Genomic DNA, 18,185 nt, shown 5'->3' on the forward strand with positions numbered 1-18,185 from the left:
GCCGAGGGGACGTCAGAGGCGTCCCATCAGCAGCAAAATGATCAGGATGATCAGGATCAGGCCGACGCCGCCGCTGGGGTAGTAGCCCCAGCCGCTGCTGTACGGCCATGTCGGCAGGGCACCAATCAGGATGAGGATCAGGATGATCAGCAGGATGGTGCCCAGCATGACGACTCCTTCCTAGCCGAGATTTTGCTCGGCGAACGACCAGTTGATGAGCTTCTCCATCCACGCCTGGATGTGATCCGGGCGGCGGTTCTGGAAGTCGAGGTAGTAGGCGTGCTCCCACACATCGGCGACCAGCAGCGGCTTGCCGCCGTGAGCCAGCGGCGTGTCGGCATTGGAGGTCGTCTCGATGGCGAGCTTGCCGTCCTTGGCGACGAGCCACGCCCAGCCACTGCCGAACTGGCCAACCGCGGCGGTCTTGAAGGCCGCCATGAACTTGTCGAGGCCGCCGAAGCTCTCCTCGATCAGCGGCTTGATCTTGCCCGTCGGCGTGCTGCCCTTGGGCGTCATGCTGTGCCAGTAGAAGTCGTGGTTCCAGACCTGGGCGGCATTGTTGAAAATGCCCTTGGCCTTCTCGTCCTTGACCGACTTCTTGATGATTTCGACCAGCGACAGCTCGGCGTACGGCGTGCCCTCGATCAGCTTGTTGAGATTGTCCACATAGGCCTTGTGATGTTTGGCGTGGTGGAAGGAGATGGTGTTCGCGGAAATGACGGGCGCCAGCGCGTCATCGGCGTAGGGAAGCTTGGGGAGGGTGAACGGGGACTTTCCTTGGTCCAGGGGCATAACGCGTACTCCGGCTAACCCGACGAACAGGTCGAGTGGGCTGTGGATGGATGGTTGAACGTCCGACTTGCGCCGACGTTGCGGCGCGCCGGACGGCGGCAGGGTGCCACAGCAACCTTGGCAGAAACATGACGTTAGGGCCTGCGGCGAGTTCGCGCGCAAGGAGACCCCCGTGAACGGGATCATTTATCTGGTCGGCCTGATCGTCATCGTCATGGCGATCCTCTCGTTCGTCGGCATCCGCTGATCGCTGTTACCCCGAGCGAAGCGAGGGGCCTTTAACGATCCGGAAAGGTCCCTCGCTATCGCTCGGGATGACAGCCAACAGCGCGCAAGTGAGAACGACTTGCGCGATCGAGTGCGTTGCACGCAGATTTTTTTAGCGAACGGTTCTCAGTCGCGCACTCTTCGGTTGCATCAATGTATTCGCGGAGTATCTCTCTAGGCGAACGCGTACCGAGGAGGCCGCCATGCAGGGCAATCCACAAATCGTTGCCGAGCTCAACAAGCTGCTGAAGAACGAGCTCACCGCGATCAACCAGTACTTCCTGCATGCCCGCATGATGGGGCACTGGGGCTTCGAGCGGATGGCCAAGAAGATCTACGAAGAATCGATCGGTGAGATGAAGCACGCCGACAAGCTGATGAAGCGCATCCTGGTGCTCGACGGCCTTCCCAATCTGCAGGATCTAGGCCGGCTCGCCGTCGGCGAGACCGTGGTGGAATGCCTGCGGGCCGATCTTCAGCTGGAGACCGAGGCGCGCACCGCGCTCGTCGCCGCGGTGACTCTCTGCGAGTCGAGCAAGGACTATGTCAGCCGCGAGATCGTCGTCGACATCCTGGAGGATGCCGAAGAGCACATCGACTTCCTGGAGACCGAGCTGTCGCTGGTCGACAAGGTCGGCGAGCAGAACTACCTGCAGACGCAGATCGGCGAAGGCAAGGAATCGAGCTAGCGGGAGCGCGGGCCTCTGGCGGGCCAGAGGCCCGCGCTCCCAAAGACTAATCAGCCGCCAGAAGGTTGGGCGCCACGGCTTGGTCGCGGGCAATGGTCTGTGAGATGCGCTCGCGCATGTCGCAGGCGCAGCTGCCGCATTGAGGGGCCTTGCCGCAGGCGCGAAAGACGTCGGCGGGACGGCGGGCGCCCGCACGGACGGCGGCATCGATTTCGCGTTCCCGAATGGCTTGGCAGATGCAGATGAACATGCCCTTGCGCCGCGTTTCCTATGCAGATGCGACTTACTCGCAGATGCAAAGATAGAGGCCCGGCCCGAGCCGGTCAAGCAGGGGCTAAAACCCTGGCAATAAATACTTTTCCAGCTTTGCCCGCAGCGCCCCGTCGATCGGATGGGGCGTCTTGCCCCTGAGCCGGACGACCGTCATCTCGGCCGCGGCGATGCAGGTGCCGTCCTTGAAGGCGCCGGAGCCCACGGTGAGTGAGCTGGTGCCGATCTTCACCATCCCGGTGCCGAGCTCGACCTGGCCGGGCCAGTGCGATTCGGCCAGGAAGCTCACCGTCATGCCGGCCGAGATGCCGCGCGTGCCGTCCGTCGCCGTCGTCAGCCCCATGTCGCGCATGAAGGTCAGGCGCGCGGTTTCGAGATAGGCGCAGATCGCCACGTTGTTGACGTGGCCGGCGGCGTCCTGGTCGGAGAAGCGCACCGTGTCGGTGCACCAGTGCGGGTAGATCGAGCGATCTTGCAGGCGTTTGTCGCGTGACATGGCGCGAGTGTAGGGGAGCGCCATGCGCCTTGTCATGCCGAGCGCAGCGAAGCATCTTTCGGCCGCCCAAAGATCCTTCGCTACGCTCAGGATGACAGAGACCATGTCGCCCATCTTCACCGAAGAGCACGACCTCATCCGCAGCCAGCTCCGGCGCTTCGTCGACGAGAAGGTGAAGCCGCACGGGCCGAAATGGGAGGAAGCGGGCTTCGTGCCGCGCGAGGTGCTGCGCGAGATGGGCGAACTCGGTTTCTTCTCCTTGCGCGTGCCCGAGGCGATGGGCGGCGCGGGCCTCGATGCGCGTGCCTCGGTCGTCCTGGCGGAGGAGGTCGGCCGTTCGACCCATGGCGGCTTCGCCATCACCGTGCTGGTGCACACCGACATGGCGAGCCCGCATCTCGTGCGCTTCGGCACCAAGCGGCAGCTCGAGAAGTACATGCCCGGCGTCTTGGCGGGAAAGACCATCACGGCGGTCGGCGTCACCGAGCCCGGCGCCGGCTCGGACGTCGCCGGCATCCGTACCCGCGCCGTGCGCGATGGCAACGACTATGTGCTGAACGGCACCAAGATGTTCATCACCAACGGCGTGCACGGCGATCTCTATTTCATCGCCGCCCGCACCGATCCCGAGGCCAAGGGCAGCCGCGCCATCACCATGTTCATCGTCGAGAAGGGCACGCCGGGCTTCAAGGTCGGCCGCGCCCTCGACAAGACGGGCTGGCGCTCCTCGGATACCGCCGAGCTGATCTTCGAGGATTGCCGCGTACCGGCCGAGAACGTCCTGGGCGAACCCAACCGCGGCTTCTACTCCATCATGGCCAACTTCCAGACCGAGCGGCTGGTGATCGGCGCCATGGCGATGGCCGAGGCGCGCGAGGCGATCCGGCTCACCTACGATCACGTCAGCCAGCGCACCGCCTTCGGCAAGCCCTTGTGGGACAAGCAGGCGATCCGCCAGCGCCTCTCACGCCGACTGGCCGAGGTCGAGGCGGCCCGCCAACTGGTGCATCACACGGCCTGGCTCGATGCCCAGGGGCAGGACAGCGTCGCCCAGGTGTCGATGGTGAAGGCCCTGGCCGGCGATCTGGTGAATCAGGTCCTCTACGACTGCGTGCAGTTCCATGGCGGCATGGGCTTCGTGCGCGAGACCGCGGTCGAGCGCATGGCGCGCGATGCGCGTGTCCAGGCAATCGGCGGCGGCGCGTCGGAGGTCATGCTCGAGGAGATCGCGAAGAGGTTTGGGGTGGTGCTGGCGGACTGACCATCTTCTCCTCCCCCGTCTTACGGGGGAGGTGGAAGAGGTTCGTTTTACTTCGGCCCCACCAGGAACGGTCCGATGGCCAGCAGCATGCACCCGATGCCGCCCGTCCTTTCGCACTCGTTGAGCGCATCGGTCACCGCCGCCGCTTCGTTCGCACGGCCGGATACAAGGCCGACCGGGCCGTTGTCGGAGACCGCGAGCGCGCGCCAGTCGTCGGCGATCAGGTAGCGTTCGACGGCGGCTCGCCGGCCGGCATCGGCCGACTGCGCATTCTCGGGCGTGAAGATGCCGATCACACGATGGAGCTGCGGCACGCGCACCACGACCTGGTCGTCGACCGAATAGACGGCGCAGGGGTGCCCGGTGATCTGGCCGCAGGTCTGCAGGTTGCGGCGGATCGCATCGGCATCGCTCTCGCTCGGTGACCACCATTCGAGCGGACCTCGGCCCAGCACGAGGGCGCGATGCCGTGTCGTCCTCATGTAGTGCTCCTGGAGATTCAGGCGGGCACGTTCGGTGATCAGGGGCACGGTGGCGGGATCGAACGGGAGGGGCGGCGAGGGTCTGGTCGCGGGCACGTGAGGTGCAGGCGGCATGGGCGGCGCCTGGTACGGCCATACCACCTTGTTGCCGACGGCGTAGATCACGCAGCGGTCGAAATCGCGCACGATCGGCACTTCGCGTTCGACCAGCGCATTGCACTCCTCGAGGGCCCTGCGGCGGGCTTCCGTCTCGTCGAGCCTGCGCGTGGCCACGGCGAACCAGCCACGCACATTGATCGCCATCGCCTTGTCGCCCTCGGCCAGGGCGTACTCCTCGAGGCGCCGCTCGCGCCACTGCGGCACGAAGGGGACCTCGGAGGCGACGTAGGGCCGAGCCGCCGCTGACGGCGGCGCTGGAACAGGAGCTGCGGCCGGCGGTGGCGCAACCGGCGGTGTGGCGGCCGCAGCCGGTGGATTGGCCGGCGGAACAGGTGCCGTCTGGGTCGCCGGCGGCGTTGCCGGCGCCACGGGCGCAGGGGCAGGTGCGGGAGCCTGGGCCGTGCGTGTCGAGGTCGGCGCCTCCGACCGCTCATGCAGCAGCCAAGTGCCGCCGATCGCCAGCACGGCCGCCGTTGCGGCGATGCCGATGATGACGGCGAGGCGCTTCGCCTTACGCCCATCGCCTGCAGGCGCGGCGACGACCGGCGCTCCGCCGAGCGTCAGCCGGTAGGCGTGGATGGCCCGCGGGATGTTCTTGACGTGCTGCTCGCCCAGGTCCTCCGCCCCCAGCGTCAGCTTGCCCTCGATCTGTTCGTAGACGGCGGCCGAGACGCAGATGCCGCCGGGCCTGGCGATCGATTCGAGCCGCGCCGCGACGTTGACCGCATCGCCCATCAGGTCGTCGCCGCTTTCCACGACGTCGCCGAGATTGACGCCGATGCGCAGGACCAACTGGTCATTCGGTTCGGCCTGGTCGTTGGCGGCGCGCATCGCCTCCTGGATTTCCAGGGCGGCGCGGACCGCTTCGACCGGGCTCGCGAATTCCGCCAGGAGCCCGTCACCGGTCAGCTTGAAGACGCGCCCGCGGTGATGCTTCACCAGGCCCTGGGCGATGGCCATGCGGGCGTTGAGGAGGCCGAGCGCATGTTCCTCATCGCGGGCCGACATCGTGCTGAAGCCGACGACGTCGATGTCCATGATCGTGGTCAGGCGCCGGACGAGGTCGGATTCGGTCATGGCCGATAGGCTAACCGACGGCCGTCTGGCAGGCCATAGGAGGTCCTTGCCTCGGCGGCCACCCTCTGCGAAGACCGGTTTGCATGCTATCCAAGGCCCCGCGTTACTGGGACGACTATGAGGTCGGCCAGAAATTCGATCTCGGTTCGACCAGCTTCACCGCTGACGAAATTGTCGACTTTGCCCGCCACTACGACCCGCAAAGCTTCCATGTCGACGCCGACGCCGCCCGCCAATCGATGTTCGGCGGCTTGATCGCCTCGGGCTGGCACGTCACGGCCAAGCTGATGCGGCTGTTCGTCGACAACTATGTCGACCAGCGCACGGCGCTGGGCTCGCCGGGCGTCGATGAGGTCCGGTGGTTGAAACCCGTGCGTCCAGGGGACACCCTTACTGCCTGGGTCGAATGCGCCGGCAAGGTGCCGTCCCGGAGTCGTCCGGAGATGGGCATCATTCACGAGCAGTGGCAGGCCACCAACCAGAAGGGTGAGCTGGTGATGACGCTGAAGGGGACCAACATGGTGCGACGGAGGCCAGTATGAAGCGCGCGGTGCGTGGGCTCGACCATGTCGTGGTCATGGTCGATGGCATCGACGCGGCCGAGGCCGCGTACGCCAAGCTCGGCTTCCAGGTCCAGCCGCGCGGCTTCCACAAGAAGCTCGGCACGGCCAACCACCTGATGATCTTCGATACCGACTACTTCGAGATTCTAGGCATCGTCGAGGACACCGAGTTCAACGCCGAGCGGCGCGAATGGCTGAAGGGCGGCGGCGGGCTCGCCAACGTCGCGCTCGCGACCGACGGCGCCGACATCTCCTTCGAGGCCTTCAAGGCGGCCGGCCTGCAGCCCGATGCGCCGCTGTTCTTCGATCGTGCGGTTGAGATCGAAGGCAAGACAGAGCATGCGCAGTTCCGCACCGTACGCATTCCCAAGACGCACATGCCGGTGGTCGGCTTCTTCGTCTGCGAGCATCTCACGCCGCAGTTCGTCTACCGCAGCGAATGGGCGCAGCATCCCAACGGTGCACGCGGCATCCTGGGTGTCACGGTGATCGCCGAGCAGCCGGCCAAGTGGACGGCCGAGCTCGAGAAGTACTTCGGCAAGGGATCGGTGCGCGGCGAGGGTGACGGCATCGTCGCCGATACCGGCACGCAGCCTGTCCACTACATGAACCGACAGGACTATCTGCGGCGCTATCCGGGCATCACGCCGGTACGCCCGGTCGACCATCCGGCGCTGCTCAGCATCAAGGTCGAGAACCTAGCGGCCTGCGAGGCACTGCTGAAAAAGAACGGCGTCAAGGTGATGAATCCCGATTCGGGCCGGCTCCTTGTGCCGCCGTCAGAGGCGGCCGATCTCACCGTGGAATTCAGGGAGAACTGAGCCGGTGAGTCTCGACCTGACGGATCGGCGGATCTACGGATTCGCCACCGAGGAGCATCTGCGTTTCGCCGACGTCGACGCCAACGGCCACATCAACAACGGCGCGTTCCTCCAGCTCCTGGAGAATGCCCGCGTCTCCTACATGCGCGCGATCGTGCGCTCCGGGCTGCCGCGCTTTCGCGTCGTCGTCGGCCGGCTGGAGATCGACTTCAAGCGGCAGATGTTCTTTCCCGGCCGCGCCACCGCCTGCGCCCGCCTGCTCGACGTGCACGAGCGCAAGTGCGTGATCGGCCACGGCCTGTTCGACGGCGAGGGCAATTGCACCGCCGTGCTCAAGGCGATCATGGTCTCGTTGAACGAGGAGACCCATCGCAGCATGACGTTCGAGCCCGCGGTGCGCGCTGCGCTCGAGAAATATGCTGCCTCCAAGGACGGACTTGGTTCATGACCGCTGCGCTCATTCCCGAAGGCTTTCGCAAGCTCGACGTTTCCGACGATTTCGTCGGCTTGATCGGGCCGCTGTGGTTCAAGGTCGAGGGCGAGAAGCTCCGGGTCGGCCTGCCGCTCGAGCCGCGCCATGGCAATCCCATGGGCTGGGCGCATGGCGGCCTGCTGGTTACCGTGGCCGACATGGTGATGGGCGTGGGTTCGGGCCACGCCACCGGCATCCGCTGGCCGCATCCGACGGTGTCGCTCAGCACGGAGTTCGTGCGCGGCGCGAGACTCGGCCAGTGGCTGGAAGGCAGCGCCCGCATCGCCCGGCGCACCCTCAACTTCTGCTTCTGCAGCTGCGATCTGGTCTGCGGCGGCGAGATCGTCCTGGTGGCATCGGGCGTGTTCAAGGTCCCGGACGTCGACAAGATCCCCGAGGCGATGCGGGCGACAGCATTGGCGAAGTGGGAGTGATACCCTCATTCACCTCCCCCGTCTTACCCCGTCTTACGGGGGAGGCCGGGAGGGGGACAGCTGCAATGAGGTTCTGAGACAGGAGAAGATCATGATCTTCTTCCAAGAGAAGACCACGACTGACGCCTTCCCCCTCCTGCCCTCCCCCGTATAACCAGGGGAATCGCATGTGGCTTTCTGTAAGTCATTGCGCGATTTGGGGAAATGGATTCTGAAGGAGGCTCCTTGTCTTGAGGGAGCCGACGATGGAGCGATTTGCCGAGTGCTTCGAAGAGCTTCCCGATCCGCGCGCCGACAACGCCCTGCACGATCTGACGGAGTTGCTGTTTATCGCCCTGCTGGCGACGTTGTGTGTGGCGACGAGCTGCACGGATATGGCGCTGTTTGCCCGGATGAAGGCCTATCTTTGGCAAGACGTGCTGGAGCTCAAGAACGGCCTGCCCAGCCACGACACCTTCAGTCGGGTGTTCCGGATGCTCGACCCGCAGGCCTTCGAGGCCTCGTTCCGGCGCTTCATGAAGGCCTTTGCCGAGGGGGCGAACATAAAACGGCCGCGCGGCGTCATCGCCCTCGATGGCAAGGCGCTGAGGCGTGGTTACGAGCGCGGCAAAAGCCATATGCCGCCGGTCATGGTGACAGCGTGGGCGGCGCAAACCCGCATGGCGCTGGCCAATGTCCTGGCGCCCAACAACAACGAAGCCGCCGGCGCCCTGCAACTGCTCGAGCTGCTGCAGCTCAAGGGCTGCGTGGTGACGGCCGATGCGCTGCATTGTCATCGGGCCATGGCCAAAGCGATTGTCGACCGGGGCGGCAACTATGTGCTGGCGGTCAAGGACAACCAGCCTGCCCTGTCGCGCGACGCCAAGGCTGCCGTCCAGGCGGCGGTGCGCTCCGCCGCCAGATCGGCAACCACGATCGACGCCGCGCATGGCCGCAAGGAGCGCCGGACGGCCCTGGTCGCCGCCGTCAAAGCCATGGCCCAAGACCACGACTTCCCCGGCCTTAAAGCTGTCGCCAGGATCACCAGCAAGCGCGGCAAGGACGACACCGTCGAACGCTACTTCCTGATGAGCCAACTCTACAGTCCAGACGAGGTCCTGCGGATCGTCCGCACCCACTGGACCATCGAAAATGGCCTGCACTGGCCACTCGACGTCGTTCTCGACGAGGATCTGGCGCGCAATCGCAAAGACAACGCGCCGGCAAACTTGGCCGTCATGCGCAGGCTCGCCCTCAACATCGCCCGCGCTCATCCCGATACCAAAACATCCTTGCGCGCCAAGCTCAAACGCGCCGGATGGAACGATACATTCCTCTTCGACCTCATCGGACACATGCGATAGCCCTGCCCGTATAACGGGGGAGGAGGAAGAGCGAGAGCCTCACCCCTCCTTGCCTTCTCCGTGTGACGGGGGAGGAGGGCCATTCTTCTTTCGCCGATAGATCCGATACCGGTCGAAATCCATCAGGTGCTCGTAGCCCTCGAAGGCATCGGCGAAGACGCGGTTCTGCATGAAGTATTCGAGATAATCGAACTCCTTGCCTTGGCAGCGCGGGATGCCGGCGATGCGGTCGACGATCAGCAGGTCGGGCTGCTCGCGGGCGAAATCCTCGCTCACATTGTCGAACACCAGCTTTTCCGAATCGCCCATCGTGTCGGGCGGATTGTAGAGCGCGGGGAAGTCGTCGCAGGTCGCATAGACTCCCTGCAGCACCCACATGGTGAGGTACCGCATGGTCATGCGGCCACCGATGTAGTTGATCATCGGCCACAGCGGATAGATGCCGGGCGACAGCGCCATGATCGTGCGATGGGGCGCGTTCTGCTCGATGATGTGCTGCAGGCGTCCGCCGATCGAATCCTCGAACTGGCGCTGCTTGTAGAAGGGTGGCGTGTAGAGCGCCGCCTGGAAGTAGAGCAGCACCATCAGTGTGGCCGAGATCACCGCCACCGGCAGGTGATGGCCGCTGCGGCTGATCGGCAGGTAGCGGTCGACCGTCTGCGACACGGTGAGGGCCGCCAGCAGGATCGCCGCCGACAGCGCCGGTAGCACATGGTAGGGCCAGCCCTTGGCCTGGGCGATCGCCGAGATCGCGGCCCCGATGCCGAACACGACCAGCACGCGCGCCGCCGCGGTCTTGGTGAAGATCACGGCGATCAGGCCGAAGATTAGCAGCGCGATCAGTGTCGGAGCGAGCACGTTGCTGGTGAGGACGCCGCGCCAGCCGGTATCGCCGATTGGCGCGTAGGCCTCGACAGCCAGCGGCATGACGAACTCGCCGTATTCGCGGAAGATCGTGTACATCGACACGAAATGCGCGACCGCAACCAAGCCGATCGCCCAGGGGATGGGGTCGGTAAGCGTGGTGCGCCAGCCGCGGCGAATGAGCAGGTAGAGTTCGAGGGCTGCAGGGATCGCGAGATAGTGCGGCTTCATCGCCAGGGCGACACCTGCGACCATGCCGATGGCGATCGACGAGCCGCGGCTGAGCAGGATGCCCTCGCCGCGGGCCATCGAGGCGATCATGTAGGGCGCGCAGGCCACGAACAGGATGTGCTCGCGCTGGCCGAAATGCTCGTTGGGCAGCACGGTGAACAGGAACAGCAGCACTGGCGGCAACAGTGCCTCGGTGAGCGCATGGTCGGCCGACGGCACAAGCTTCACCAGCCGCCGGCAGGCCCAGAACGAGGCGAAGATGCCGGCCACCACCCAGGCGGTGAACCAGAACGAGGGATCGCCCGGCAGGATCTTGGAGGTCAACACGGGCAGTGCATGCACCACGAAGGTGAGCGGCAGGTTCTCGTCGATCACCTCGACGTAGAGTCGCTCGCCGTTCACCCAGCGCGCCGACACGTCGAGGATGGCGGCGACGTCGTGGTTGATGGGCGGGAAGAAATAGCCTGCCAGCCACAGGATCGGCAGGGCGATCAGCGGCAGCAGCAGGAGCCGTTCAATGCTCGGCGGAACTGTCGGGGGTTTGGTCGCGGCGGTTGGCAAGGCAGGACGAAGATATCATAAGCGGGAGGGAAGAAGACACTCGCAGGGACGGACGAGGGGCGTGGAACGGGTCGAATACGAGCGCATGCACGAGGTCGAGGACCGCATGTGGTGGTATCGCGGCCTGCGCACACTCGCCGCAGAGCAGCTCACGCGTGCCCTGTCGCGCTCGCAGAGCGCAGGGCCCGTGCTCGATGCCGGCTGCGGCACCGGCGGCATGCTGCGGAAGCTTGGGCCGGTGGTGGCGGGTAACCCCACTTTCGGGCTGGAGTATGACCAAGTGGCTGCGTCGTTTGCCGCGGCCAAGGCCGGCCGGCCGGTGGCCGCCGGCTCGGTCACCGAAATGCCCTTGGGCAACGGGGCGCTGGGCGGCTACCTGTCGCTCGATGTCCTCTGCCATGGCGGAGTGGAGCCGGCGCTTGCCCTCAAGGAGGCCCACCGCTGCCTGCGGCCGGGCGCGATCGCGGTTTTCAATCTGCCGGCCTATGGCTGGTTGTTGTCGGCGCATGACCGGCGCGTGCACAATGTGCGCCGCTTCACCGGCCGGCAGGCGCGAGCCTTGCTCACGGGCAACGGCTTTCGCGTCCTGAGGTCCAGCTATTGGAACACCTTGCTGTTTCCCCTGATGCTTGTTCACCGATTGATCGAGCGTGACGACGCCGAAAGCGACGTGCGCGACTACCCGCGCTGGCTGGACGCCCTGTTTTCGACGGCCCTTGCCGTCGAGCGCTCGGCGATCGCAGCCGGCATCAGCCTGCCGTTCGGCGGCTCCCTGATCGTGGTCGCCGCGCGCGATGGCTGAGGTCCTGCCATTCCCGGCGCTGTCCGTGGTCGTTCCGGTCTATAACGGCGCGAGCACCGTCGGCGAGCTCGTGAATGCGCTGCGCGGCCTCGACATCGAGGGCGGGCTGGAGATCGTCCTGGTCGTCGATTGCCCGCCCGACAACAGCCTTGCCGTCTGCAAGCAGCTCGCCGGCGAGCCCGGCGCGCCGGTCACGGTGCTGAGCCTCAGTCGCAATTTCGGTGAGCACAACGCGGTCATGGCAGGACTGGCGCGGGCGACAGGCGCCTACGCCATCACCATGGACGACGACCTGCAGAACCCCCCGAGCGAGGTGAAGCGCCTGTTCGAGCATGCGCGCGACGGCAATTACGATGCGGTCTACACCTACTATGCCGAGAAGCAGCACGCCGCCTGGCGCAACCTCGGCAGCCGCTTCACCAATTGGTGTGCCGATCGCCTGATCGACAAGCCGCCCGGCCTCTATCTCTCGAGCTTCCGCTGCATCTCCGCCTTCGTGCGCGAGCGCATCACCGCGAACTACGAGGGGCCTTATCCCTATGTCGACGGCCTGGTGTTCCAGGTCACGCAGAATGTCGGGCGCCTGCAGGTCGAGCATCTGCCGCGCGTGGAAGGCCGCTCGAACTACACACTGCGTCGCCTGGTGCGGCTGTGGCTGTCGATGTTCCTCAATTTCTCGGTGATGCCGCTCAGGCTGGCCACGCTGTTCGGCCTGGGCTTCGGCGCCCTGGGCGCCATCGCCGCCGTCATCGTCGTCGTCGAGGCGATCGTGTCGGACAAGCCGCCGCAAGGCTGGGCCTCGCTGATGGTGGCGGTGCTGGTGCTGGCCGGCGTGCAGCTCGTGGTGGTCGGGCTGATCGGTGAGTATCTCGGTCGCATGTTCCTCGCCGTGAACCGCAAGCCGCAGTACCTCGTGCGCGAGGTCTTCCATCGCGGCACCGGTGAGCTGGAGGGCGGCCTGGAGATCGAGCGGCCCAAGGTCGACACGCGCGCCGCGGGCCAGCCGCATCGCGAGCCTTCTCGAGGGGAGTCCTGAGCGATGACGGTGTACTACGTGGCGCTGGGCATCGGCATCTTGGCCGGCATCGCCGGACAGATGCTGCTCAAGGCCGGCGCCGATGCCCCGGATTTCGTCAGCCAGCTGTTGCGGCCCTCGACGCTTTGCGGACTGGCCCTCTACGGTTCGGCGGCCTTCCTCTACATCATCGCGTTGCGAAAGATCCCCGTATCGGTCGCCTTTCCCAGCGTGTCGCTCTCCTATGCGATCGTGGCGGTGCTCGGGCACTTCCTTTTCGGCGAGTCGTTCGGCATCAAGCAGATCGGCGGCATTGTCCTGATCATGGGTGGCGTCGTCCTGATCAATCAGCATTGACGGCGCAGCCGTCAAAGTCGGGGAGCAAATGGATTACGAGCAGATCAAGTACGAGACCAAGGACGGCATCCTCACCATCACGCTGAACCGGCCGGACAAGCTCAACGCTTTCACCGGCAGGATGCTCTCGGAACTGCTCGATGCCATGGACCGCGCCGATCGCGACGACGATGTGCGCGCCGTGGTGTTCACCGGCGCGGGCCGCGGCTTCTGTGCCGGCGCCGATCTGTCGGGCGGCGCCAACACGTTCAACTCCGAGAATCGCGGCCCGATCGATCCCGGGTTGGACGGCCATCGCGACGGCGGCGGCCTGTTCACCTTGCGCCTGTTCGATCTCTTGAAACCCACCATCGCCGCCTGCAACGGACCTGCCGTCGGTGTCGGTGTCACCATGCAGCTCGCGATGGACGTGCGGCTCGCGTCAGAGGCCGCGCGCTACGGCTTCGTCTTCACCCGGCGCGCCATCGTCATGGAGGCCTGCTCGAGCTGGTTCCTGCCGCGGCTGGTCGGCCCGCAGCAGGCACTGGAATGGGTCATGACCGGCCGCGTCTTCCCGGCCGACGAGGCGCTGAAGGGTCGCCTGGTGCGCTCGATCCACAAGCCCGACGAGCTCCTGCCCGCGGCCTATGCGCTGGCCCGCGAGATCGCCGACAATACCGCGCCGGTCTCGGTGGCGCTGAACCGGCAGATGATCTGGAAGATGCTGGGAGCCGATCATCCCATGGAGGCGCACAAGGTCGATTCCAAGGGCATCTACGCCCGCGGCAAGTCCGACGACGTGAAGGAGGGCGTAACGGCCTTCCTGGAAAAGCGCCCGGCGAACTTCCCCATGAAGGTGACCAGCGGCATGCCGTCTTATTTCCCGTGGTGGAAGGAGCGTCCTTTCAAGTAGGGTTGCCGCCCAACGGGGCATGCGGCACTCTCGCCGCCAATAAATTCCATTCAGGAGGAAACGATGACCAAGCTGCACATGCGGCGTCGGACGATATTGGCTGCGGCCCCGGTGTTGGTGGCCGCGCCATACGTCGCCCGCGCGCAGGGCAAGCCTGAGAAGACCAAGGTGGTGCTGGCGGTCGGCGGCAAGTCGGCGCTGTACTACCTGTCGCTCACCATCGCCGAGACCAAGGGCTACTTCAAAGAGGCCGGCCTCGACGTCGAGATCAACGACTTCCAGGGCGGCGCCAAGTCGCTGCAGGCCCTGATGGGAGGCAGCGTCGATGTCGTCGCCGGCGCCTACGAGCACACCATCCGCATGCAGCAGCGCGGCCAGGACATCGTGGGCTTCGCGTTGATCGGCCGCGGCATGCAGCTCGCCATCGGCCTGCGCAATGACGTCGCCGCCAAGGTCAAGGGACCCGCGGACATCAAGGGCATGAAGTTCGGCGTCACCGCGCCCGGCTCGCAGACCCATATGCTGGTCAACAACTGGGCGGCCAAAGGCGGCCTCAAGCCGACCGACATCGTGGCGATCGGCGTCGGCGCCGGTGCGTCCGTGGTGGCTGCGATCGAGAAGGGCGAGGTCGACGGCATCTCGCAGGCCGATCCCGCGGTCACCATTCTCGAGGACAAGAAGCTGATCAAGATCATGGTCGACACGCGCACCATGAAGGGCAACCAGGAGCTGTTCGGTGGTCCGTTCCCGGCGGCGTGCCTCTATGGCCAGCCCGAGCTCCTGAAGAAGACGCCGAACACGGCGCAGGCGCTGGCGACGGCGATCGTGCGCGCCGATCAGTGGCTGCAGACGGCGTCGCCCGCCGATGTCGCCAAGGCGGTGCCTGAAGCCTACCTGCTGGGCGATCGCGCGCTCTACGAGAAGGCCTTCGCCGCCGTGCGCGACACGATCTCGCCCGATGGCCAGATGCCGGCGGGTGGTCCCGAGAACTGCCTGAAATTCCTGGCCGAAGGCGATCCCGCCATCAAGCCGGCCAGCATCAAGCTCGCCGACACCTGGACCAACGAGTTCGCGGCGCGCGCCGGCAAGCGCAGCTGATGAACAGCAGCGTTCCGGCGCTGAAGCTGGAGGACATCACCTGCCGCTTCGCTGCCCGCGATGGCGGCGGAGCCTACACCGCGGTGGCCAACGCCTCGCTCAGCATCGCCGAGGGCGAGTTTGTGTCCGTCGTCGGCCCGACCGGCTGCGGAAAGTCCACGTTGCTCAACATCGCGGCCGGCCTGCTCGCACCATCGCAAGGGTCGGTCTCGGTGTTCGGCCAGCCACTGATCGCCGCCGACGGCGTCAACCGCCGCGCCGGCTACATGTTCCAAGCCGACGCGCTGATGCCGTGGCGCACTGGCATCGACAACGTGATCGCGGGCCTGGAGTTCAGGGGCGTGCCGCGCGCCGAGGCAGTGGGGCAAGGCGAGGCGTGGCTGCGCCGCGTCGGACTGGCGGGGTTTGGCGATCGCTATCCGCACCAGATGTCGGGCGGCATGCGCAAGCGGCTGGCGCTCGCCCAGACGCTGATCCTGAGCCCGGACATCCTGCTGATGGACGAGCCTTTCTCGGCGCTCGACGTGCAGACACGCCAGCTCATGGAGAACGAGCTTCTGGCCCTGTGGGCCGAGGACAGGAAATCCGTGCTGTTCATCACCCACGACCTCGAGGAGGCGATCGCACTCTCCGACCGTGTTGTGGTGTTGTCGGCGGGCCCGGCGACGCGACCGATCGGAGATTTCAAGGTCGACCTGCCGCGGCCGCGCGACGTGTCGGAGATCCGCATGACGCCGGGCTTCTTGGCGCTGCATCGCGAGATCTGGGCGGCCATGAAGGAAGAAGTGCTGAAGGCCTACGCAGCACAGAAGGCGGCGTGACGTGAGGCTGCGTTCCCTGCAAATCCTGGTCGTCTGTCTTCTCGTCGCCTTCTGGTACGTCATGACGGCGCCCGGCCTGATCCCGCCGTTCTATTTCGACAAGGCCAACCGAGCCGCCTTCTTCTTCGGCGAGCCGCAGAAGGTCTTCTGGGTCATCGTCGAATGGTTCACGACCGGCGAGATCTTCGGCCATCTCGGCATCACCCTGCTCGAGACGGCGCTGGGCTTCTTCATCGGTTCGGCGTTCGGCCTGGCGATCGGCTTGTGGCTCGCCTTGTCGCCGACCGCCTCGGCGGTGATGGATCCCTACATCAAGGGCTTCAACTCCATGCCGCGCGTGGTGCTGGCGCCGATCTTCGCGGTGTGGTTTGGCCTCGGCGTCTGGTCGAAGGTGGCGTTGGGCGTCACGCTGGTGTTCTTCGTGGTGTTCTTCAACGTCTATCAGGGCGTGCGGGAGGTCAGCCCCAACCTGATCGCCAACGCCCGCATGCTGGGCGCCTCGCGGCGCCAGCTCCTGCGCTCGATCTACTTGCCATCGGCGATGAGCTGGGTTTTTGCCAGCCTGCACAATGCCGTCGGCCTCGCCTTCGTCGGCGCTGTGGTCGGCGAGTATCTCGGCTCCTCGCGCGGCGTCGGCTACCTGATCCTGCAGGCCGAGGGCACCTTCGACATCAACACGGTGTTCGCCGGCATCCTGGTGCTGACCGCCTTCGCGCTGGCCCTCGACGCCGCCGTCGGCTCGGTCGAGCGCCGGCTGATGACCTGGCAGCCCAGGGCGAGCGAGACGGAGAAGGTTTAAGGGAGCGCTGTCATCCCGAGCGTAGCGAGGGACCTTTAAGCAACAGGAAAGGTTCCTCGCTACGCTCGGGATGACAGCATCATTGACCCGTAAACCGCGCCGCGCGCTTCTCCAGGAAGTGGGCGACCCCTTCCTTGAAGTCGGCGGTCTGGAACGAAAGCTCCATCTCGTGATTGGCCTGGGTGGTGGCCTCGGCCAGGGTCTGGAACTCGGCTTCCCAGATCTGCCGCTTCATCACCGTCACCGAACGCGGCGAGACGGTATTGGCGAGCAGAGTCGCGTAGGCCCGGGTCTCGGCCATCAGCTTGTCGTCGGGGATAACTCGGCTGACCAAACCGAGCGCCAGGGCTTCCGGCGCGCGGAACTTACGGGCGGAGCACAACAGATCCATGGCTGCCGGCAGGCCGACGAGTCGCGGCAGCAGCCAGCTGACGCCGTGCTCGGCGATCAGGCCACGCTGGGCGAACGCCGTGGTGAAGACCGCCGATTCACCCGCGAACCGCAGGTCCGCATAGAGCGGGATGACGAAGCCGAGCCCAGCCGCCGGTCCGTTGATGGCAGCGATGATGAATTTCGGGATCGCCGGGAAGTAGGAGTAGCTCATCTTGAACTCGGGCAGGGTGCTACCCCCTTGCAGTGCTTGTGCGGCCTTGGTCGAGCGATCGGCACTGCCGCCGCCTGCACCGATGGCCTGCAGCCCGCCCATGTCGGCGCCGGCGCAGAAGCCGCGACCGGCACCCGTCAGGATGATCGCACGGACCTCAGGATCGGCGCCGGCCCTGTGCATGGCGTCCTTGAGGTCGATGTGCATCTGGCGTGTCCAGGCATTCAATTTCTCGGGACGGTTGAGTGCAATGGTGCAGATACGGTCGGCTACATCGTACAAAACCGTGTCGTATGCCATCCCGGGGCTCCCTCATGTGCAATCTTGTGGAGTGCATGATGGGCAAAAGGGCGCGACGATACAAATGCGACCGGATCGCTACAAATGGCACTCGATTGGAGGGCGGTGTCGAATACCACTGAACTATGATCGCCCCGCGGACAGGGGGTGTTCCGCGATCAGAGAATTGTCCGTTTGCGAACGGTTCCGTGGTATATTGCAGGGATAAGGCAATAAAAACATCGCCGAGGTTAGGGAAAATGGCAAAAAGGGAATTCGCCCACCCGAACGAGATGCACAAATACGTGGGCCAGGAAATTGGGGTCAGCGACTGGGTCGAGGTTACGCAGGACAGGATCAACCAGTTCGCCGAGGCGACGGGTGATCATCAGTGGATTCACGTCGATGTCGAGCGGGCCAAGAAGGACATGCCGGACGGCAAGACCATCGCCCACGGCTTCCTGACGCTGTCCCTGATCCCGATGCTCAATCACCAGATTTCGCACATCAACAACGTGCGCAACGGCATCAACTACGGCTGCAACAAGGTGCGCTTCACCAGCCCCGTGCCGGCGGGCTCGCGGGTGCGCGCCCGCGCCAAGCTTCTCGCCGCCGATCCCATGGATAAGGGCGGCGTGCGGTTGACCAACCAGGTCACCATTGAGATCGAGGGCAAGGATCGTCCGGCCTGCGTGGCGGAGACCATGTCCATCGTGTACGGCGCCTGAGAGGTCGG

23 protein-coding genes are annotated in these 18,185 nt (G+C 65.4%); 16 read left to right on the forward strand and 7 right to left on the reverse strand.

Going from position 1 to position 18,185, the window contains the following annotated elements; genetic code table 11:
• Positions 1–12 precede the first annotated feature (12 nt).
• Positions 13–168, reverse strand: coding sequence for a DUF3309 family protein (locus tag RSO01_RS01375; protein WP_147145391.1), 156 nt, complete (start codon positions 166–168; stop codon positions 13–15).
• Between the two features lie 12 nt (positions 169–180).
• Positions 181–792 (reverse strand): superoxide dismutase, encoded by a 612-nt coding sequence (locus RSO01_RS01380; RefSeq protein ID WP_147145393.1) that lies wholly within the window; start codon positions 790–792, stop codon positions 181–183.
• Between the two features lie 67 nt (positions 793–859).
• Between RSO01_RS01380 and RSO01_RS01385 the strand changes: the two genes are divergently transcribed.
• Complete coding sequence (locus RSO01_RS01385) at positions 860–1,039, forward strand: hypothetical protein (protein ID WP_147145395.1); 180 nt, start codon at positions 860–862, stop codon at positions 1,037–1,039.
• A gap of 223 nt (positions 1,040–1,262) precedes the next feature.
• Positions 1,263–1,748 (forward strand): bacterioferritin, encoded by a 486-nt coding sequence (gene bfr / locus RSO01_RS01390; protein WP_147145397.1) that lies wholly within the window; start codon positions 1,263–1,265, stop codon positions 1,746–1,748.
• Between the two features lie 46 nt (positions 1,749–1,794).
• Here bfr and RSO01_RS01395 read toward each other — a convergent pair whose 3' ends face one another.
• Positions 1,795–1,998, reverse strand: coding sequence for a (2Fe-2S)-binding protein (locus RSO01_RS01395; protein WP_147145399.1), 204 nt, complete (start codon positions 1,996–1,998; stop codon positions 1,795–1,797).
• Positions 1,999–2,082: 84 nt separating this feature from the next.
• Entirely contained in the window at positions 2,083–2,514 is a 432-nt protein-coding gene (locus tag RSO01_RS01400) for an acyl-CoA thioesterase (protein ID WP_170302780.1), read from the reverse strand.
• Between the two features lie 103 nt (positions 2,515–2,617).
• Between RSO01_RS01400 and RSO01_RS01405 the strand changes: the two genes are divergently transcribed.
• Complete coding sequence (locus RSO01_RS01405; protein ID WP_147145402.1) at positions 2,618–3,775, forward strand: acyl-CoA dehydrogenase family protein; 1,158 nt, start codon at positions 2,618–2,620, stop codon at positions 3,773–3,775.
• A 47-nt stretch (positions 3,776–3,822) separates the two neighbouring features.
• Here RSO01_RS01405 and RSO01_RS01410 read toward each other — a convergent pair whose 3' ends face one another.
• Positions 3,823–5,493, reverse strand: a complete 1,671-nt coding sequence (locus RSO01_RS01410) for an adenylate/guanylate cyclase domain-containing protein (RefSeq protein WP_147145403.1) — start codon at positions 5,491–5,493, stop codon at positions 3,823–3,825.
• 83 nt (positions 5,494–5,576) lie between these two features.
• On the opposite strand from RSO01_RS01410, the gene RSO01_RS01415 reads away from it, so the two are divergent.
• From RSO01_RS01415 to RSO01_RS01435, 5 genes are all read left to right on the forward strand, one after another.
• Positions 5,577–6,035 carry a MaoC family dehydratase gene (locus RSO01_RS01415; protein ID WP_147145405.1) on the forward strand — a complete coding sequence of 153 codons (459 nt, stop codon included), beginning with the start codon at positions 5,577–5,579 and terminating at the stop codon, positions 6,033–6,035.
• Positions 6,032–6,877, forward strand: coding sequence for a VOC family protein (locus RSO01_RS01420; protein WP_147145407.1), 846 nt, complete (start codon positions 6,032–6,034; stop codon positions 6,875–6,877). Before RSO01_RS01415 ends, RSO01_RS01420 begins: the two co-directional genes overlap by 4 nt.
• Before the next feature lie 4 nt (positions 6,878–6,881).
• Positions 6,882–7,325 carry an acyl-CoA thioesterase gene (locus RSO01_RS01425; protein ID WP_170302781.1) on the forward strand — a complete coding sequence of 148 codons (444 nt, stop codon included), beginning with the start codon at positions 6,882–6,884 and terminating at the stop codon, positions 7,323–7,325.
• Positions 7,322–7,783: a PaaI family thioesterase gene (locus RSO01_RS01430; protein ID WP_147145411.1), complete on the forward strand. Its 462-nt coding sequence runs from the start codon at positions 7,322–7,324 to the stop codon at positions 7,781–7,783. The genes RSO01_RS01425 and RSO01_RS01430 overlap by 4 nt, the downstream gene beginning before the upstream one ends.
• A 245-nt stretch (positions 7,784–8,028) precedes the next feature.
• Positions 8,029–9,126 (forward strand): ISAs1 family transposase, encoded by a 1,098-nt coding sequence (locus tag RSO01_RS01435; RefSeq protein ID WP_147145413.1) that lies wholly within the window; start codon positions 8,029–8,031, stop codon positions 9,124–9,126.
• A gap of 39 nt (positions 9,127–9,165) precedes the next feature.
• Here the strand turns inward: RSO01_RS01435 and RSO01_RS01440 are convergent, their stop codons facing one another.
• Positions 9,166–10,782 carry a hypothetical protein gene (locus tag RSO01_RS01440; protein WP_147145415.1) on the reverse strand — a complete coding sequence of 539 codons (1,617 nt, stop codon included), beginning with the start codon at positions 10,780–10,782 and terminating at the stop codon, positions 9,166–9,168.
• Positions 10,783–10,843: 61 nt separating this feature from the next.
• Here RSO01_RS01440 and RSO01_RS01445 point away from each other — a divergent pair, with 61 nt between their 5' ends.
• The 7 genes from RSO01_RS01445 (at position 10,844) to RSO01_RS01475 (ending at position 16,566) form a co-directional block, all read left to right on the forward strand.
• Positions 10,844–11,584, forward strand: coding sequence for a class I SAM-dependent methyltransferase (locus RSO01_RS01445; RefSeq protein WP_218037207.1), 741 nt, complete (start codon positions 10,844–10,846; stop codon positions 11,582–11,584).
• Complete coding sequence (locus RSO01_RS01450; protein ID WP_147145416.1) at positions 11,577–12,620, forward strand: glycosyltransferase family 2 protein; 1,044 nt, start codon at positions 11,577–11,579, stop codon at positions 12,618–12,620. The genes RSO01_RS01445 and RSO01_RS01450 overlap by 8 nt, the downstream gene beginning before the upstream one ends.
• 3 nt (positions 12,621–12,623) lie before the next feature.
• A complete protein-coding gene (locus RSO01_RS01455) occupies positions 12,624–12,956 on the forward strand; it encodes a DMT family transporter (RefSeq protein ID WP_147145418.1) in 333 nt (110 codons plus the stop codon).
• Positions 12,957–12,984: 28 nt separating this feature from the next.
• Complete coding sequence (locus tag RSO01_RS01460; protein WP_147145419.1) at positions 12,985–13,848, forward strand: crotonase/enoyl-CoA hydratase family protein; 864 nt, start codon at positions 12,985–12,987, stop codon at positions 13,846–13,848.
• A gap of 63 nt (positions 13,849–13,911) precedes the next feature.
• Positions 13,912–14,946, forward strand: coding sequence for an ABC transporter substrate-binding protein (locus RSO01_RS01465; protein ID WP_246157935.1), 1,035 nt, complete (start codon positions 13,912–13,914; stop codon positions 14,944–14,946).
• A complete protein-coding gene (locus RSO01_RS01470) occupies positions 14,946–15,767 on the forward strand; it encodes an ABC transporter ATP-binding protein (RefSeq protein WP_147145421.1) in 822 nt (273 codons plus the stop codon). Before RSO01_RS01465 ends, RSO01_RS01470 begins: the two co-directional genes overlap by 1 nt.
• Positions 15,768–15,828: 61 nt before the next feature.
• Positions 15,829–16,566: an ABC transporter permease gene (locus RSO01_RS01475; RefSeq protein WP_147145704.1), complete on the forward strand. Its 738-nt coding sequence runs from the start codon at positions 15,829–15,831 to the stop codon at positions 16,564–16,566.
• Between the two features lie 79 nt (positions 16,567–16,645).
• Here RSO01_RS01475 and RSO01_RS01480 read toward each other — a convergent pair whose 3' ends face one another.
• The gene (locus RSO01_RS01480) at positions 16,646–17,470 is read right to left on the reverse strand and encodes an enoyl-CoA hydratase (protein ID WP_147145423.1); all 825 of its coding nucleotides are present in this window, start codon (positions 17,468–17,470) and stop codon (positions 16,646–16,648) included.
• A gap of 239 nt (positions 17,471–17,709) precedes the next feature.
• Between RSO01_RS01480 and RSO01_RS01485 the strand changes: the two genes are divergently transcribed.
• Positions 17,710–18,177 (forward strand): MaoC family dehydratase, encoded by a 468-nt coding sequence (locus tag RSO01_RS01485; RefSeq protein WP_147145425.1) that lies wholly within the window; start codon positions 17,710–17,712, stop codon positions 18,175–18,177.
• The last annotated feature ends 8 nt before the right edge of the window (positions 18,178–18,185 follow it).

The organism is Reyranella soli, assembly GCF_007992495.1.
Taxonomy (GTDB): domain Bacteria; phylum Pseudomonadota; class Alphaproteobacteria; order Reyranellales; family Reyranellaceae; genus Reyranella; species Reyranella soli.

Excerpts from the sequence above, each read along its gene's own strand:
- RSO01_RS01375 (WP_147145391.1), bottom strand. The coding sequence starts at position 168 with ATGCTGGGCACCATCCTGCTGATCATCCTGATCCTCATCCTGATTGGT.
- RSO01_RS01380 (WP_147145393.1), bottom strand. The coding sequence starts at position 792 with ATGCCCCTGGACCAAGGAAAGTCCCCGTTCACCCTCCCCAAGCTTCCC.
- bfr (WP_147145397.1), top strand. The coding sequence starts at position 1,263 with ATGCAGGGCAATCCACAAATCGTTGCCGAGCTCAACAAGCTGCTGAAG.
- RSO01_RS01395 (WP_147145399.1), bottom strand. The coding sequence starts at position 1,998 with ATGTTCATCTGCATCTGCCAAGCCATTCGGGAACGCGAAATCGATGCC.
- RSO01_RS01400 (WP_170302780.1), bottom strand. The coding sequence starts at position 2,514 with ATGTCACGCGACAAACGCCTGCAAGATCGCTCGATCTACCCGCACTGG.
- RSO01_RS01405 (WP_147145402.1), top strand. The coding sequence starts at position 2,618 with ATGTCGCCCATCTTCACCGAAGAGCACGACCTCATCCGCAGCCAGCTC.
- RSO01_RS01410 (WP_147145403.1), bottom strand. The coding sequence starts at position 5,493 with ATGACCGAATCCGACCTCGTCCGGCGCCTGACCACGATCATGGACATC.
- RSO01_RS01415 (WP_147145405.1), top strand. The coding sequence starts at position 5,577 with ATGCTATCCAAGGCCCCGCGTTACTGGGACGACTATGAGGTCGGCCAG.
- RSO01_RS01420 (WP_147145407.1), top strand. The coding sequence starts at position 6,032 with ATGAAGCGCGCGGTGCGTGGGCTCGACCATGTCGTGGTCATGGTCGAT.
- RSO01_RS01430 (WP_147145411.1), top strand. The coding sequence starts at position 7,322 with ATGACCGCTGCGCTCATTCCCGAAGGCTTTCGCAAGCTCGACGTTTCC.
- RSO01_RS01435 (WP_147145413.1), top strand. The coding sequence starts at position 8,029 with ATGGAGCGATTTGCCGAGTGCTTCGAAGAGCTTCCCGATCCGCGCGCC.
- RSO01_RS01450 (WP_147145416.1), top strand. The coding sequence starts at position 11,577 with ATGGCTGAGGTCCTGCCATTCCCGGCGCTGTCCGTGGTCGTTCCGGTC.
- RSO01_RS01455 (WP_147145418.1), top strand. The coding sequence starts at position 12,624 with ATGACGGTGTACTACGTGGCGCTGGGCATCGGCATCTTGGCCGGCATC.
- RSO01_RS01460 (WP_147145419.1), top strand. The coding sequence starts at position 12,985 with ATGGATTACGAGCAGATCAAGTACGAGACCAAGGACGGCATCCTCACC.
- RSO01_RS01465 (WP_246157935.1), top strand. The coding sequence starts at position 13,912 with ATGACCAAGCTGCACATGCGGCGTCGGACGATATTGGCTGCGGCCCCG.
- RSO01_RS01470 (WP_147145421.1), top strand. The coding sequence starts at position 14,946 with ATGAACAGCAGCGTTCCGGCGCTGAAGCTGGAGGACATCACCTGCCGC.
- RSO01_RS01475 (WP_147145704.1), top strand. The coding sequence starts at position 15,829 with ATGACGGCGCCCGGCCTGATCCCGCCGTTCTATTTCGACAAGGCCAAC.
- RSO01_RS01480 (WP_147145423.1), bottom strand. The coding sequence starts at position 17,470 with ATGGCATACGACACGGTTTTGTACGATGTAGCCGACCGTATCTGCACC.
- RSO01_RS01485 (WP_147145425.1), top strand. The coding sequence starts at position 17,710 with ATGGCAAAAAGGGAATTCGCCCACCCGAACGAGATGCACAAATACGTG.